Below are 15,331 nucleotides of genomic sequence, written 5' to 3'. Positions count from 1 at the left end.
TGCACCCAGTCGATCAGTCGAGGCCGTTGTCGCGCAGATCATGGGCCAGCGCAATCGCCGTGCGGCGGTCGGATTCGCCGGCAAGCGCGAAAGCCTGCTCCTGCATGGCGCGAATCCAGCCGATATCGGAAGGAGAGGCGTAATCGAGAGCAGCCGTCATCATCGCGAGCCCCTTCACAATCTTGCCGCTCTCGAAAAGAATGTGGCCAAGCGTGGCCTGGGCTCCGGCATGCCCCTTTTCGGCAGCAAGCTGGAACCAGCGCGCGGCCTGCTGGACGCTCTTGGCAACGCCCTCGCCCGACAGGAACATCTTGCCGACCTGATACTGGGCTTCGGAATTGCGGTAGGTTGCGGCGGCCCGCATGAAATGCTCCTGCGCGGCCAGCGGGTTGGCCCGGATCGGGCTGTTGGGAATGCCCGTCTGCAGGTATTTTCCAAGCGCGACCAGCGCATCCGAGACATAGGTTTCGTCCGGGCTGCCCGGACGCACATCCTGCTGTGCCACAGCGGAGAAGAACTTGAAGGCTTCGTAATCGTTGCGTGTGACCCCATCACCCTCGGCATACATGCGCGCCAGCTTCCACCGGGCGCCAACCTGGCCGTTCTCGGCAGCATAGCGATAGGCCTCCATCGCTTCCTGCTTCTCGCCGCGCTTGTAAGCGGAAAAGCCGAACCGGAACACAGCCCACGGGCTGCGCTGCTCCGGCTCCTTGATGACGGCTTTCTCATCGAGCGCCAGGGCCGCTTCGGGCAACGCCACCATCGCGGAAGCCACAAGTCCCGCTAAAACCGCTGCCTTGCCTGTTTCAAATATCCGCATGATCCTGCGTTTCTTTCTTAGCCCCACGCAGCCGCCGCGCCATTGCGCGTCAAGGCTACAGCAGAAGCACATCTTCCAATCGCTGCAAGACGGCGAACCGTCTCGCGCGGTTTCCATTGCGCCCGGTGGACGGCAGAACCGTTTCCGCGAGCGACCGGGCCAAAGCCGGTGGCGAACTCACCATTGATGGCGACACGAACCGGATACCCTTCGTTGCCGAGAGGATTCCGCCGCTTTTCGGCAATTCTACGGCCAGCGAACACAAAGTCCGTCAAAGACATGCCCTTACCGCGCATCATTCGCACGGAGACCCTTGCCTTACAAAGGCTTGGAAGCTTTGCCCCAGACATTGCTTTCGCGTTCATTTTCACCCTGGCCGCGTGCGCGGCAGTTCTTCTCAAGACTTCCGGTCAGGTTCGGCGCGTCTTTGAGATTTCGATGCGCCGGGTTTATGGCGGGAAATTGGCGTTCCGACCCCGCTCCTTTTTAACCGATTGCTTATTGAGAAACTGTTGCGAAATGAACACAGGCGCCCACGCAATGACATAGTCGGTTACATTGCGTGATCAAAAAGGGGCGCAAACGCCCCTTCCCTTGCCTCTCCGCATCAGGAAACCGGACAGCGTCGATACGAGCGGGAGGCCGCCTCGGCTGGAGCCCTTGCGTCCTCTTGGAGGCGCGAGGGGCGTTCTAACCGCCTGCACCAGCCCGATCTTCCTCACGCTTGCGCGCAATAATCGATGCGACGATCGAGCCTCCAATCAGAAGCACCGTGACCGTGAGAGCGAATGGCGAAGGAATCTTGACCCAGTGGGCGGCAAGCATTTTCAAGCCGATGAAGATCAAGACCAGCGAAAGTCCGGTCTTCAGATGCCTGAAGGTTCGCATCATTCCCGAAAGCACAAAGAACAATGCCCTCAAGCCCATAACGGCGAACACGTTCGATGAGAACACGATGAACGGGTCGCGGGAAACCGCCAATACCGCAGGAATGGAATCGACCGCGAAAATGAGATCCGTCACCTCGACCGTCACCAGCACCACAAAAAGCGGCGTCATGAACAGGAGACCGTTGCGGCGCGTGAAAAATTTCGACCCCTCATATTCGGTGGTGACGCGGCCCGTCTTCATAAGGAACTTGACGATGCGACTTTCGCCCGGATCGACCATATCGTCTCCCGACGTCATCATCTTGTAGCCGGAGAAGACAAGGAGAGCGCCCAGCGCCATGCCGACAATCATGAAATGATCGACCAGCTTCACCCCGGGAACAATGAGGGACAAGCGCATCAGGATGGCACCGACAATGCCATAGAAAAGCACGCGATACTGCGCCTCGGCAGGAACCTTGAAATAGGTGAAGATCAGGGCGATCACGAAGATATTGTCGAGGGAGAGCGCCTGCTCGATGAGGTATCCCGTCAGAAACTCGGCGCCGCGATCCTTGCCACCGAAATAGAAGACACCAACAGCAAAAATCATTGCCAGCGCCACATAACCCGCAACGGTCTTCAAGGCCTCACGGGTGGTGATAACGTGATCACGTCGATGGAGAACGAACAGGTCGACGAACAGGATCACGGCCACAAAGGCCAGGAATCCAGGCCACAGCCAATCATGAATGGTCATTTTTCAGGAAACGAAAAATGCGCTGCGTCTGCGCGTTGTCGTGCGGTCCGACATCACAGGCAACGCCTTGCCTGCCAGAGGGGCCCGGGCCGGGTGACTGGCCTATATGTGCGCCAGAATCCGACTGTTTACAAGCCCCGCTTCCCGGGCCAGCGCGCTGCTGAACAAGGACGACAAAATGGCAGGCAAAAAAAGACCCGGCACAGGGCCGGGTCAGTTTTCCGTTTCAGGAGGTCGGAGAACTTACCATTTGACCTTGTAGTTGGCAGAGAAGAGAGCGGCCCAGCCCGAATCCACGGAGGCGCCCCTATGGACGGCGTCGAGAGCCGTCACTTCGGCCGAATTCAGGTAGGAAACCGCAGCGCCCAGCCGCAACTCGCCACCCATGGCATCCTTCATGCCCACGCCTGCCGCCACCAGCCATTTGTCCGTGCGGAAATCATATCCGTTGGCCACGCCACGGTCCCACTGAACGCTGAGGCTGCCGGAGACATTCTCGGTAAAGGCATGACCGATACCGCCGGTAATCGTCCAGCCATCGCGCCAGTAATACTGGTTCGGCGGTAGCGGCGCGCCATTAATCGTAACCTGCAACGTCTCGTTGACGGACCAGTCCATCCACTTGACCGAACCGAAGGCGAGCCAACCGGGGGCTATACCCGACTGAACCTTCAGTTCGACGGTCTGCGGCAACTCACCGCTGCCGGCCGCAATCGGAAGGCCGTTGGCCGTTCCCGTTGCCGAGTGGCTGGTGCCGGACCGGTAGAGAAGCTGGGCGCGGAAGGCGATTTCAGGAATTTCATATCCCAGCCCGGCGCGCCAGCCATAGGCGGTGCTGTTCAGACCGAGATCAAGAGCGCCGCCCTGGGCGGTCGCATCGTAATTGAACTGCTCGATAAAGGCCCCCCCCAGAACCGACAGGCGGCCCCGGCCCATATCGAAGAAGGCGGCGCAGGTTGCGCCGAATTCGGTGACGGTGAACTCCTCGTTCAGCAACGCAGTAGCGCCATAAGGCACCGCATAGGCCGAATTGGCGCCATAGGCGTCCGTATAGGTTCCGGCACACGACAAGGCATCGCTGATCTTCAGCTTAACGGCCCCTGACGGGATGACGTAATTGCCCAGATAGTTCGTGCCGGCGAGGCCCGGGGCAAACTGCACGTTGGGTGCGGTTTTGAACTTCTGCGTTGGCACGACGATGATCGCGCCAGCCCGCATGTTGAAATTGCCGTCCTCATAAAGGATGTCCGTGTCGGCCGTGCCACGCGAAAAGCCGCCTGCGCTGGCGGTTGCCACGGAACCGACGAACATTGCCGCTGCTGAAGCAATGCAAATGGAACGCATGAAAACCCTCTCCTCCAGTTGGTGGAATGAAGATAGCAGCGTGATGCGCGACCTCAATCATACCGAGTACAGATTGTCGCACCTTCCACTTACGTTTACGTAAGGGAAATCGCGCATGAAGCAACGCAAACAGCGTGTGCGTGAACCCGATAGAGCCATTGAAAGCCGTAAAATTGGCTTAAAATCGCCATAGTTCGTGACGGTTCCATGTCAAAGTTGAGCAAGAGTGGCACAAATACCACAACCCTAGGAATTTAGACGCAAATGCAGCGGCGATCCTTGAAACGGCACCGTTTTACTCCGGTTTGGAAGGTTTGCGGGCGTCGTTCACGAATCAGGGCCGCATCGCCTGCCTGCGATGCGGCCCTGAAATATCCTCGCCTTCCGGCTCAGCCTGCGTCGCGTACCCTGGCGAGAGCCGCTTCAAGCTTGGTTCGAGATTCGGCGAATTCCGCGAGCTTCTCGCGCTCGGCCGCCACGATCTCCTCGGGCGCATTGGCAACGAATTTTTCGTTGCCAAGCTTCTTTTCCAGTCGCTGCATTTCGCCCTGCACCTTGCCGATCTCCTTTTCGAGACGTGCAGTCTCGGCGGACAGGTCGATCAAGTCTCCCAGCGGCAGGCAGAATGTGGCCTCCCCCAGAACGATCTGGGCCGCCCCTTTGGGAGAATCGGCCGCAAAACCGACCTCGCTCACGCGGGCAAGACGGCGAATGGCCGGGTCGTGACGGGCGATGCGTGCCCGGGTCGTCTCATCCGCGCCGACCGCCACAAGCGGAGCGGTCGCTGCCGGCGGCACGTTCATTTCCGAGCGCACCGAACGGATGCCCGAAACGATATCCACGAGCCAATTGATGTCAGCTGCCGCATCCTCATCCTCGAAGGAGAGCTCCGGCCAGCGCGACAGCATGAGGAGCTCCTCACGCCCCACGTCTCCACCCGTATGCGACCACAGCTCCTCCGTCATGAAAGGCATCATCGGATGCAGGAGCTTGTACGTCTCATCGAGGACATAGGCGGCGCATGCCCGCGCCTCGGCCTTGGCCGCTTCGTCCGAGCCGGCGAAGACCGGCTTCAGGAGTTCCAGATACCAGTCGCAGAAAAGGCTCCATACGAACCGATAGGCAGCACCGGCCGCTTCGTTGAAGCGATAGGCCTCGATGCCTTCGGTGATCGCGCGCGCAGCACGTGTCAGCTCGGTCAGGATCCAGCGGTTGATGGCAAGCTTCGCATCCTGCGGCCTGAAACCGGGATCGCGGGCCACACCGTTCATCTCTGCGAAGCGCGTGGCATTCCACAGCTTGGTGCCGAAATTGCGGTATCCTGCGACACGAGCCGGATCGAGCTTCACGTCGCGCCCCTGCGCGGCCATGATGGCGAGCGTGAAGCGGAGCGCATCGGCGCCATACTCGTCGATCAGTTCCAGAGGATCGATGACGTTGCCTTTCGACTTCGACATCTTGGCCCCGGACTTGTCGCGCACCAGGGCGTGGACATAGACCGTGTGGAACGGCTCTTCCTTCATGAAGTGCATGCCCATCATCATCATGCGGGCAACCCAGAAGAAAATAATATCGAACCCGGTGACCAGAACCGAAGTCGGGTAATAGCGGTCGAGCTCCGGGGTCTTATCCGGCCAGCCAAGTGTCGAGAACGGCCAGAGTGCGGAGGAGAACCAGGTGTCCAGCACATCCTCGTCGCGTGTCAGGATTTCACCCGGCTTGAAGTTTTCGAGCTTCTCCTCGACCCATGCTTTCCATGGGCCTTCATGGGCGATATAATGCTGGATGGCCGCCTCGAGCGCGGTTTCCTCGTCCTTTTCGACGAAGACCTGTCCGTCCGGACCGTACCAGGCGGGAATCTGATGTCCCCACCAGAGCTGGCGAGAGACGCACCAGGGCTGGATATTCTCCATCCACTCGAAATAGGTCTTTTCCCAGTTCTTCGGCACGAAGTTCGTGCGTCCTTCGCGCACTGAAGCAATCGCAGGCTTGGCCAGCGTCTTGGCATCGACATACCATTGATCAGTCAGGAAAGGTTCGATAGGCACGCCGCCACGGTCGCCGTGGGGCACCATATGCTTGTGCGGCTCGACCTTTTCGAGAAGACCTGCTTCCTCCATCATCGCCACAACGATCTTGCGCGCCTCGAAACGCTCCTGGCCATCGAGGGCCGCAATTGTGGCCGCCAGCGCATCGGTAACGGCAAGGCCGTCCAAAAACGCCTCATTGTCCCGGAGCGTGATGGCACCGTCGACGGTCATGACGTTGATCTGCGCGAGATCGTGGCGCTTGCCGACCTCGAAATCGTTGAAATCGTGGGCGGGCGTCATCTTCACCGCGCCGGTGCCAGCCTCGGGATCGGGATATTCGTCGCCGACGATCGGAATGCGTCGACCAACGAGCGGCAGGAGGACATGCTTTCCGATCAACCCCTTATAGCGTGGGTCGCCGGGATGAACGGCAACGCCTGAATCGCCGAGCATCGTTTCAGGCCGGGTCGTTGCGACGACGATATAGTCGCGCGTCTCATAACCGGCAGGCTCGCCATCCGAAGGACGCCAGGCAATGCGATTGCCCTCCTCATCCAGCTTGTAGGGATGCTGATAGGTAACGCCATCGGCGAGAGGATAGCGGAAATGCCAAAGATTGCCGTTCGTCTCGACCTGCTCGACCTCAAGATCGGAGATCGCGGTCAGGAGCTTCGGATCCCAATTGACGAGGCGCTTGTCCTTGTAGATCAGGCCGTCCTTGTAGAGCGAGACAAACACCTCGACGACAGCTTTCGAGAGCCCTTCGTCCATGGTGAAACGTTCACGAGACCAGTCGCAGGAAGCGCCCAGCCGCTTGAGCTGGTTCATGATCGCGCCGCCGGATTCCGCCTTCCATTCCCAGACCTTCTCGACGAATTTTTCGCGGCCGAGATCACGGCGATGCTCCTGCCTGGCGGCAAGCTGACGCTCCACGACCATCTGGGTGGCGATGCCGGCATGATCCATGCCCGGCTGCCAAAGCACATCCTTGCCGCGCATGCGCTCGAAACGGACCATGACGTCCTGCAAGGTGTTGTTGAGCGCATGGCCCATGTGCAGGGAGCCGGTCACGTTCGGCGGCGGAATCACGATGGTAAAGGTTTCCGCGCCGCGCTCTGCTCCGGCGCCGGCCTTGAAGGCCCCTGCCTCTTCCCAGAATTCGGCGATTTTCGGCTCGACGCTCGCAGCGTCGTAATTCTTTTCAAGCATGAGGATTTCCGCGCTCGCAAGGCTACAGACCAAAGAAGATTGGTCCGATCAGAGCCCGGTGTAAAGCGGAAGGGTCGGGTAGAGTCAACCGCAAGCGGCGCGGCTTATGCGCCGCGTGCGATCCGCTCGATCTCCTCGCGCACCAGCCGTTCCACAAGCGTCGGCAGGTTGTTGTCGAGCCAATCCTGCAGCATGGGGCGCAGCATTTCTTCGGCAACCTGATCGAAACTGCGGCGACGGCTCGCCTCGAAGGCCTCATTCAACTCGCCGAAGGCGGCAGCGACCTTGCGCCCCGTATAGGCCGAGAGGATACCCCCGACGACCTTGCTCTCATCGCCCTCGCCATGGGCCGGAGCTTCACGAAGAGCGGGCGCAGTTTCTGCAGGCTTGGGTGCAGGTTGCGAACGAAACTCTGCCTCGACGGGGGTAGGCTTGGTCGCGAAGGAAGGAGCGGGCGAGGCTTTCGGCGCGGGAGCGGCTACAGGCTTCTGTGCCGGAGCGGCTCCCGCGGCACCCAGCTCTCCACGCAGGCCAAGCGGCTTCTCATCCTCCAGCCGAGGCAGCTCCCATGAGGGCTTGCGCACTTCGGCGGCGGCAGGCTGTTGCCGGACAGGTTCATCGGGTTCCCGCGTGCGCGCAGGCTGAGTCGCCGGCGCATCGCTGCTGTTGGACGGCTGCAGGGCGGCGGGCGTCACAGTTTCCGGAGAGCGCTGCGGGGCTGCAGCGCGGGCTGCCGGTGTATCATTGTCTTCAATGATACGGCGGATAGAAGCGAGAATCTCTTCCATCGAAGGCTCGCGCTGTGTTCCCGTCACGCCGTCCGTCGACGCACCAACTTTCTGAGCCCCAAAACCTTGTGACATCGTCAAAATCTGCCGCCTTTGCCCAGTCTCCGCTCGTCCGGGCAGGTTGGAATGCAAGCATCGCACCCACCAGAACGCGCAATCGAATCACTGTCCAAGCGTAACCGACCGGTGAGCGCGAGAGAATCCCCCGAAGGCAACAGCCTCACGTTGCACACAAAAATGCGGGGCACACAAGAATGCGGCGCACACAAGAATGCCGGATGTCTTTTCAGACACCCGGCATCCATATTCTGCAGCAGGATCGCGGAGGCGATCCGAAACAATGAAATCAGCGGCCGTCCGGCGTGCGCAGACCGTACCACTTATCCTTGACGGCCTTGTAATGTTCCTGCGGCTTGTATTCGGCAACCTGCAGGCCAAGGCGCGTCGCGGAAAGCCGGCCCATGGCCGACAGAATCGCATAACTTGCGACCACGATGTCGCGCTCCGCGCTGACCACATTGATCTTGGCGGTGATCACATCAGCCTGCGCGTTAAGAACGTCCAGCGTCGTGCGCTGGCCGACATTGCGTTCCTCGATGACGCCATTCAGGGCAAGCTGGGCTGCCTGAACCACTTCGCGATTGGCGACCAGCGATTCGCGTGCAGCCTGATATTGCGTCCATGCGGAGACAACTGCGGCACGCACCTGATCACGGGCCACATCGAGATAGATGCGGGCCTGACCGAGCGATTCCTTGTTCTGGCGCACCGTCGCGGAAGCAAGACCGCCCTGATAGATCGGCACGGTCAGCTTCAGGCCGACCGTCGCCTGGTCGCTGGACCCATCGGAGGAAAGGCCGGGCGTGGAATTGGTGTAATTGTGCGACAGCCCCGCCGATCCCGTCACCTGCGGAAGGAAGGCGCCTTCGGACGACTTCACCTTGAAGGACGCCGCATCGATCTGGTGTTGGCGCGCGATAATGACGGGATGTTCGGAAAGTCCGACGGAAATGGCCGATTCCATGCTCTTCGGCAGGAACTTCACCAGCGGGTTCGCCATTTTCAGCTCGCCCGGCTTGTCGCCGATAATCTGCTGGTAGATCGCGGCCTGAGACGACACGCTGGCGCGCGCCGCGCTGAGCTGTGCCAGAGCCGCCTGACGGTTCGCTTCCGCCTGGGCGACATCCGTGCGGGTCCCCTCACCGACCTCGAAGCGGGAGCGCGACGAACGCACCTGCTCTTCCAGGAACTGAAGGTTCTGCGCACGCAAGGCAGCGATCTGCCTGTCGCGGATCACATCCATATAAGCGCTTGCCGCATTGAACAGGATATCGAGCTCCTGGTTGCGCAAAGCCTCATTGGCCGCGCGCACGCCGGATTCGGCCGCCTGAACATTGTTGCGTGTCTGGAAACCGTCGAAAATCGGCTGAGTCAGCGAGATGCCGAACTGGCCGGTGCGGATATCAAGGCCGTCATTGTTGGTGTAGCCGGCACTGGCTGTCGCTTCGACGCGCGGGCGCATGCCCGACTTGGCAATGGCGACACTCTCATCGGTAACGCGCACACCGGCGCGTTCCGCATTTAACGTCGAATTGTTCTGATAGGCCTTGGCCAAGGCGCCGAGAATCGATTCGGCAGAAGCCACGGCGGGAGATGCGATAAGCGCACTCGTGGCGATTAGAGGAACAAGCAAGCGGCGATAAAAAGACACGATCTGGCAACCTCGGACTGTTTCTCGCGGTCGTGCCCAAAGACACCCCGCCCTATTGATTGACCCGGCAAAACACCGGATTGGTGCCCCTCGAGAAACGCATCCCCCTGCCTTTCTCCCGGCCCAGCGGGCTCAACCCGACGGGGACGTTACATCAAAGCTTTGATCAATTCCGTTGCACGACGGCAACAAGTGACCCATCAAAAGACGAATTCAGCTTCCTTGCGGAACCCGGGGAGCGGCTTCACGGCAACATTGAATACAGGACGACCGGACACGATGCCCTCGTCCTTTACGAACACATGCGCACGCGCGGCATTGCCCTCGCCGATGACGGCAACAAGGCGTCCGCCCTCGCGAAGCTGGTCAAAGAGCACGGCCGGGACCTCATCGACAGCGCCGCCAATGAAAATGACATCGTATGGCGCATCGTCCTTGTAGCCCTCGGCGAGCTTACCGCCGACCACCGCAACATTGACGGCACCCAACGTGCTCAATGTCTCGGTTGCGGACTGGGCGAGGTTCTCGTCGCATTCGAGCGCGACGACGAAGCTCGCCAGGCGAGACAGAACGGCCGCGGAATAGCCGCTGCCGGTTCCGATATCGAGCACCACATCGCTCGGCTGCACTTCGGCGAGCTGAATCAGCTTGCCGAAAGGCGACGGCTCCATGAGATAGCGGGCGGGCGCGTCCCCTGTCGCTGAGGAAATCTCGAGGTCTTCATCGATGTAGGCGAGCGCCTTCTTGCGGCTTGGAACGAAAGCCTCGCGGGGAATTTCCCCCATGGCCTGAAGCAGCGGAGTGTTCGTCACGTCCGTGGTCCGCAACTGGCCTTCCACCATGTTGGCCCGCTGGACGGAAAAATCGGTGTTCATAGGTCTTTTCCCGATGGATGCCCGCCGCAGCCTGCGGGGCCGATCGCCCGCGACAGCGCGTAAACAGCGAATTCAAGGGTTTGCTAACGATTGGGGCGGAACCTGTCAATCTCTGCCGCCGCAGCGCGACAGCTTCACTCACCCGCTCACCTGAAAACCCCTGCCCTCAAACGCTGAAAGTCTTGCACTATAACGGAGACGGCGGGTTCATCTCCTCCTCTTCCTACTAAAGCTATCCACAATATTTTGCCCCGCCGCGCTCGTTTGAAAAAAGGGATCACGGGTGGGGAATAAATCCATTCAGGCGGTGTTGTTTTCATTGCAGGCCGGAGCTTACCGGTCGGAATCGCCAGAAAGGACATTCCATGTCGACACGGACAATTCTTGCCGCGGCTGCGGCCCTCGCCCTCAGTGCCGGGGCGGCGCTTGCCGAGGATTACGCAGGCGGCGCAATCAAGACCATGGAAAGCTCGGGCAGCGAGGTGCTGACCGATGCCAAGGGCATGACGCTCTACATCTTCGACAAGGACAGCGCCGGCATGTCGAACTGCTATGAACAATGCGCGGCCAACTGGCCTCCTTTGATGGCCGGAGCCAATGCCATGGCGGATGGCGACTTCTCGCTCGTGGAGCGCAAGGACGGCGCCAAACAATGGGCGCATAAAGGCATGCCGCTCTATCTCTGGAAGAACGACATGAAGCCTGGAGACATGAGCGGAGACGGGGTCAACGGCGTCTGGCATACTGCAAAAGCCGATTGAGGAAGGCCCCGCGCCGATGTCGTTTTTTCTGGACGAGATGGAAGCCTGCGTCCCCGCGCTCAGGCGTTATGCACGCGCCCTCACGCATGACCGGGACCGGGCCGACGATCTCGTCCAGGATTGCCTGGAGCGGGCGATCCGCAAAAGCAGCCTTTGGCGCCCCACCGGGCCGCTAAGGGCCTGGCTTTTTCGGATCCTGCTCAATCTCCACCGCAACGAGATTCGGCGCGACCGCCGCACACCCGCGGCCTTTCCCATTGATGCGCTGCCGCTGGAGCCACCCTCGCCCGCTGCACAGACCGACAGGCTTGCACTGGCCGATACGGCGCGGGCCATGCAGAAACTGAGCATAGAGCAACGCGAAGCGCTTCTGCTCGTCGCTCTGGAAGGAATGAGCTATGCGGAAGCCGCCGGCGTGCTGGACATTCCCGTGGGCACACTCATGTCTCGCGTGGGGCGTGCACGCGAAAATCTGCGCAGCCTGACCGAAAACGGACAGCCGCATCTCAGGAGCATCAAATGAGCAGCACCGGGAAAACCATCTCCCGCGACATACTCCATGCCTATGTCGACGGCGAGCTCACGCAGGAGATGATGGCCGAGATGGAACGGCATCTTGCCGCAAATCCTGACGACGCCGCTCTGGTCGCCGCCTTCAGGCGGGACCGGGAGGCCCTGCATGCGCTCTATGGCCATGTGGAAGCCGAGCCAGTCCCGGCAGCACTTTCCGCACATCGCATTGCCCGCAGCCGGCGCCGTGAATTGACAAGATGGGGCTTGACGGGATGGAGCAACCTTGCAGCGGCCTGCCTTGCCGTTGCCGTGGCTGCTTCGGCTGGCGGCTGGTATGCGCGGGGGCTCATGTCGCCTGCGGCATCCATGCGCCAGGCGCTGGTGGACAATGCGGTAGCCGCTCACAATCTTTATGTCAGCGAGATCGTTCATCCGGTTGAAGTCGCAGCCTCCCAGGAAGAACATCTTGCGGCCTGGCTTTCAAAACGGCTCGATCGCGCCATCGTCATTCCGGACTTGCGCGACAGGGGATTTGATCTCGTAGGCGGCCGTCTCCTGCCGGACGGCAGCGGTCCGGCAGCGCAATTCATGTATGAAGACAGAAGCGGGCGCCGCGTGACGCTCTATGTCAAACCAACCCCCGAAACGGGTCAAAGCGCCTTTCGTTTCGTCGAAGAGGGCCGCACCGCCGCAGTGTTCTGGCGGGACGAAACCATCAGCTGTTCCCTTGTCGGCGAGCTTGCGCGCAACGAGCTGGAAGGGTTGGCCAAACGTGCCTATGAGCAACTGGGCTGACCCGTCCTCCTGAAGAATTGCCCGACCGCGCCGATCAGCCGGGCAGCGGAACGAACTCATCCCGGTCGTCGGGCGGAAGATCGAAAAGCCCCGTGCCCCAGCGCGCGCGTCGCCAGTCTTCCTTGGCGGCCTCGATGCGCTCTTTCGACGATGCCACGAAATTCCACCAGATATAGCGGGGCCCTCCAAGGGTTGCACCACCAAGAAGCATAAGACGCGCACCTTGAGGTCCGGCACCAACGGTGATCGCATCCTTGGGGCGGAACACCATCATCCGACCGGCTTCGAAATCCTGCCCGGCGATGGTTATAGCCCCTTCGGTCACATAGATGCCGCGGTCCTCATGGTCGTCCGGCAACGGAAAGCGGGCTCCCGGCTCCAGAATCACATCCGCATAAAACATTTCCGAAAAGGTCATGCATGGAGAACGCTCGCCATAGGCATTGCCCATGATCAGACGCAGCGAGACGCCTTCCGCCTCGATGACCGGCAGGCTCTCCTTGGAATGATGCTGGAACATGGGGTCCATGCCCTCGTCGCGTTCGGGCAAGGCGACCCAGGTCTGGATGCCGAACAGGCTGTGCGGCCCCTGCCTGGCCTCGGCGCTGGTCCGTTCGGAATGGGTGACCCCGCGCCCGGCAACCATCCAGTTGAGCGCGCCGGGGTGAATGACCTGATCCGTGCCCAGACTGTCGCGGTGATGAAAATCGCCGCGGTAAAGATAGGTGACGGTTCCTAACCCGATATGGGGATGCGGGCGCACATCTATCCCCTGCCCCGTCAAAAACTCGGCAGGCCCCGCCTGATCGAAGAAGATGAACGGCCCGACCATCTGCCGCTTCGGAGCCGGCAGGGCTCGGCGCACCTCGAAGCCACCTATATCGCGCGCCCTCGGGATGATCAGCGTTTCTATCGAATCGATTGTGGCGTCGTCGGGACAACCTGGATCAAGTGCGGGATTCCAGCTCATGACGCATCCTTTCTGGACGGGCTTTCGGAACAGGGTTGGCAGCGGCTGCGCACAACAATAATCTCTGAGACCACAACCGCAAACCATCTCTCCCGCCTGGCCCCAATTACCGAGTTCCCCATGAGCGAAACCCAGCATGCCCAGTTCAGCCCCTTGCGCGCCATGCCACCGCGCGACCCTGGCGAGGCACATCGTGCCGCAACGCCGCTCGAACTCCTGTTCGATCTGGTGTCCGTGATCGCCATTGCCGCGGCCGCGGCGGGGCTGCATCACGCCATTGCCGAGAACCATCTGGCGGATGGCATCGTCACCTTTGTCATGGCCTTCTTCGCCATCTGGTGGGCATGGATGAATTTCACCTGGTTCGCCTCCGCCTATGATAACGACGATACGCTCTTCAGGCTCCTGACCATGGTCACGATGGGCGGCGCCCTGACCATGGCGGCCGGCGTCTCGTTCCTCTTCAGCGAACATGTGCTGACGACGGTGATCGTCGGCTACGTAATCATGCGCGTGGCGATGGTGCTTCTGTGGCTGCGCGCCGCTCGACATGACAGCCTGCGCCGCAGAACAGCACTCGCTTACGCGCTTGGGATCCTGATTGCCCAGATTTATTGGGTATTGCTGATTCTGATCCAGCCGCTTTCAGGCGCATGGCTTTACGGCCTGTTCGTGCTCGGCGTGATTCTCGAACTGGCCGTTCCGGCAATCGCGGAGCGCTACAACACCACGCCCTGGCACCGCCACCATATCATCGAACGCTATGGTCTTTTGAACATTATCGTCCTTGGTGAAACGCTTCTTGCGGGCTCCATCGCGATTCGCCAGGCAGCAGCCGAAGGCACGCTCGAAGGGCTGGTTCCCCTGGCAATTGCCGCGCTGATCATGGTCTTTTGCCTGTGGTGGCTCTATTTCGGCCGCGAGGACCATCTGCAAAGCAGCAATCTGGGGCGGGCGCTGACCTGGGGATACGGCCATTTTCTGATTTTCGCCTCGGGTGCGGCAATGGGTGGCGGTTTCGCCGCTCTCGTGGACATCATGACCAAGCATGCCGAAGTCCCGCTTATTGTGGGCGATTATGCAGTCGCCATTCCCGTTGCGCTTTATATGTTCGGCCTCTGGTTCGTGCGCGACAGGTTCGTGCTTTCGGGCGCTGGACAACATGTGCTTCTGGTTTTTGCGGCCCTGGTACTGCTTGTTCCATTGTCGCCGCTGGCGCTGGAGGCTATCGCGGCCGTGACCGTGGCCAGCGTCATCGCCCGCACTGTCGTCGGGCGCAGCCAGTACCGGGCCGGATCGCACGGATAGAGGAAAGTTTGTAAATTGCACGCCAAGCCGCTTGACGCAAAATGGGCCGCAACCTATTGAACTGCGTCAATGCCGGTTCGGCATGGCCTCGTGGCGGAGTGGTTACGCAGAGGACTGCAAATCCTTGCACCCCGGTTCGATTCCGGGCGAGGCCTCCAAAAAGTTCCAGAATAAAATCAATATCTTCTGAAATTCAGGGCTCCTACGGGAGCCTTTTTCATGTTGCGCTGTGCTGCAACTGACTATCCTTGATTTCTAAGGAGTTCCTGCCACACTCGGCAGTTCCACGCGACATAGATGCAACATGGACTGGCGACGAATCGTCCCCCCGTTCCTGCGCAGCGCCGCACTCATCCGCCATCCCCAAACGCAAAAAAGCCCCGCCAGCCGATAGGGCCAGCGGGGCAGTCAGGGAGGATCGGTCTATGTCACAAGGCTTGATCTGGGCGCGTATTGACTCCTGACACCGCATGAGAACACATGCAGAACATGGATGATATGGATTTCTGGATACGGGCCTTCGACAAGCACGGCAATCTGCGGCGTGAGATCGCAAAGACCTGCGACTTGATGGTCGG

12 protein-coding genes and 1 tRNA gene are annotated in these 15,331 nt (G+C 60.5%); 5 read left to right on the top strand and 8 right to left on the bottom strand.

Annotation, left to right across the window (positions count from 1 at the left end; genetic code table 11):
* Window positions 1-13: 13 nt before the first annotated feature.
* The 7 genes from NA8A_RS17530 to NA8A_RS17495 all read right to left on the bottom strand — a co-directional run bounded on the left by NA8A_RS17530 (window position 14) and on the right by NA8A_RS17495 (window position 10,406).
* Complete coding sequence (locus tag NA8A_RS17530) at window positions 14-820, bottom strand: tetratricopeptide repeat protein (RefSeq protein WP_009451706.1); 807 nt, start codon at window positions 818-820, stop codon at window positions 14-16.
* Window positions 821-1,510: 690 nt separating this feature from the next.
* The gene (locus tag NA8A_RS17520; protein WP_009451704.1) at window positions 1,511-2,449 is read right to left on the bottom strand and encodes a TerC family protein; all 939 of its coding nucleotides are present in this window, start codon (window positions 2,447-2,449) and stop codon (window positions 1,511-1,513) included.
* 243 nt (window positions 2,450-2,692) lie between these two features.
* A complete protein-coding gene (locus NA8A_RS17515) occupies window positions 2,693-3,793 on the bottom strand; it encodes an aromatic hydrocarbon degradation protein (RefSeq protein ID WP_009451703.1) in 1,101 nt (366 codons plus the stop codon).
* Between the two features lie 389 nt (window positions 3,794-4,182).
* Entirely contained in the window at window positions 4,183-7,032 is a 2,850-nt protein-coding gene (locus tag NA8A_RS17510) for a valine--tRNA ligase (RefSeq protein WP_009451701.1), read from the bottom strand.
* Between the two features lie 104 nt (window positions 7,033-7,136).
* A complete protein-coding gene (locus NA8A_RS25660; RefSeq protein WP_074896852.1) occupies window positions 7,137-7,895 on the bottom strand; it encodes a PopZ family protein in 759 nt (252 codons plus the stop codon).
* Window positions 7,896-8,166: 271 nt separating this feature from the next.
* Window positions 8,167-9,531, bottom strand: coding sequence for a TolC family outer membrane protein (locus NA8A_RS17500; RefSeq protein WP_009451699.1), 1,365 nt, complete (start codon window positions 9,529-9,531; stop codon window positions 8,167-8,169).
* 200 nt (window positions 9,532-9,731) lie between these two features.
* Window positions 9,732-10,406 carry a protein-L-isoaspartate O-methyltransferase family protein gene (locus NA8A_RS17495; RefSeq protein WP_009451698.1) on the bottom strand — a complete coding sequence of 225 codons (675 nt, stop codon included), beginning with the start codon at window positions 10,404-10,406 and terminating at the stop codon, window positions 9,732-9,734.
* 365 nt (window positions 10,407-10,771) lie between these two features.
* Between NA8A_RS17495 and NA8A_RS17490 the strand changes: the two genes are divergently transcribed.
* Genes NA8A_RS17490 through NA8A_RS17480 form a run of 3 tightly spaced genes read left to right on the top strand, consistent with a single transcriptional unit; the run spans window position 10,772 to window position 12,475 of the window.
* Window positions 10,772-11,167 carry a COG4315 family predicted lipoprotein gene (locus NA8A_RS17490; RefSeq protein WP_009451697.1) on the top strand — a complete coding sequence of 132 codons (396 nt, stop codon included), beginning with the start codon at window positions 10,772-10,774 and terminating at the stop codon, window positions 11,165-11,167.
* A 16-nt stretch (window positions 11,168-11,183) separates the two neighbouring features.
* Window positions 11,184-11,690 (top strand): sigma-70 family RNA polymerase sigma factor, encoded by a 507-nt coding sequence (locus NA8A_RS17485; RefSeq protein ID WP_009451696.1) that lies wholly within the window; start codon window positions 11,184-11,186, stop codon window positions 11,688-11,690.
* Window positions 11,687-12,475 carry an anti-sigma factor family protein gene (locus tag NA8A_RS17480; protein WP_009451695.1) on the top strand — a complete coding sequence of 263 codons (789 nt, stop codon included), beginning with the start codon at window positions 11,687-11,689 and terminating at the stop codon, window positions 12,473-12,475. Before NA8A_RS17485 ends, NA8A_RS17480 begins: the two co-directional genes overlap by 4 nt.
* A 34-nt stretch (window positions 12,476-12,509) precedes the next feature.
* On the opposite strand, the gene NA8A_RS17475 is transcribed toward NA8A_RS17480, so the two are convergent.
* On the bottom strand, window positions 12,510-13,445 hold the full coding sequence (locus NA8A_RS17475) for a pirin family protein (RefSeq protein ID WP_009451694.1): 936 nt from the start codon (window positions 13,443-13,445) through the stop codon (window positions 12,510-12,512).
* A gap of 120 nt (window positions 13,446-13,565) precedes the next feature.
* Between NA8A_RS17475 and NA8A_RS17470 the strand changes: the two genes are divergently transcribed.
* Complete coding sequence (locus tag NA8A_RS17470; RefSeq protein ID WP_009451693.1) at window positions 13,566-14,753, top strand: low temperature requirement protein A; 1,188 nt, start codon at window positions 13,566-13,568, stop codon at window positions 14,751-14,753.
* An 84-nt stretch (window positions 14,754-14,837) separates the two neighbouring features.
* Window positions 14,838-14,911: transfer RNA gene (locus NA8A_RS17465), tRNA-Cys, on the top strand.
* Window positions 14,912-15,331: the final 420 nt, after the last annotated feature.

Source organism: Nitratireductor indicus C115 (assembly GCF_000300515.1).
Classification (GTDB): domain Bacteria; phylum Pseudomonadota; class Alphaproteobacteria; order Rhizobiales; family Rhizobiaceae; genus Nitratireductor; species Nitratireductor indicus.
Note: the sequence above shows the minus strand (reverse complement) of the source record. Positions and strands in the feature narration are given on the sequence as shown.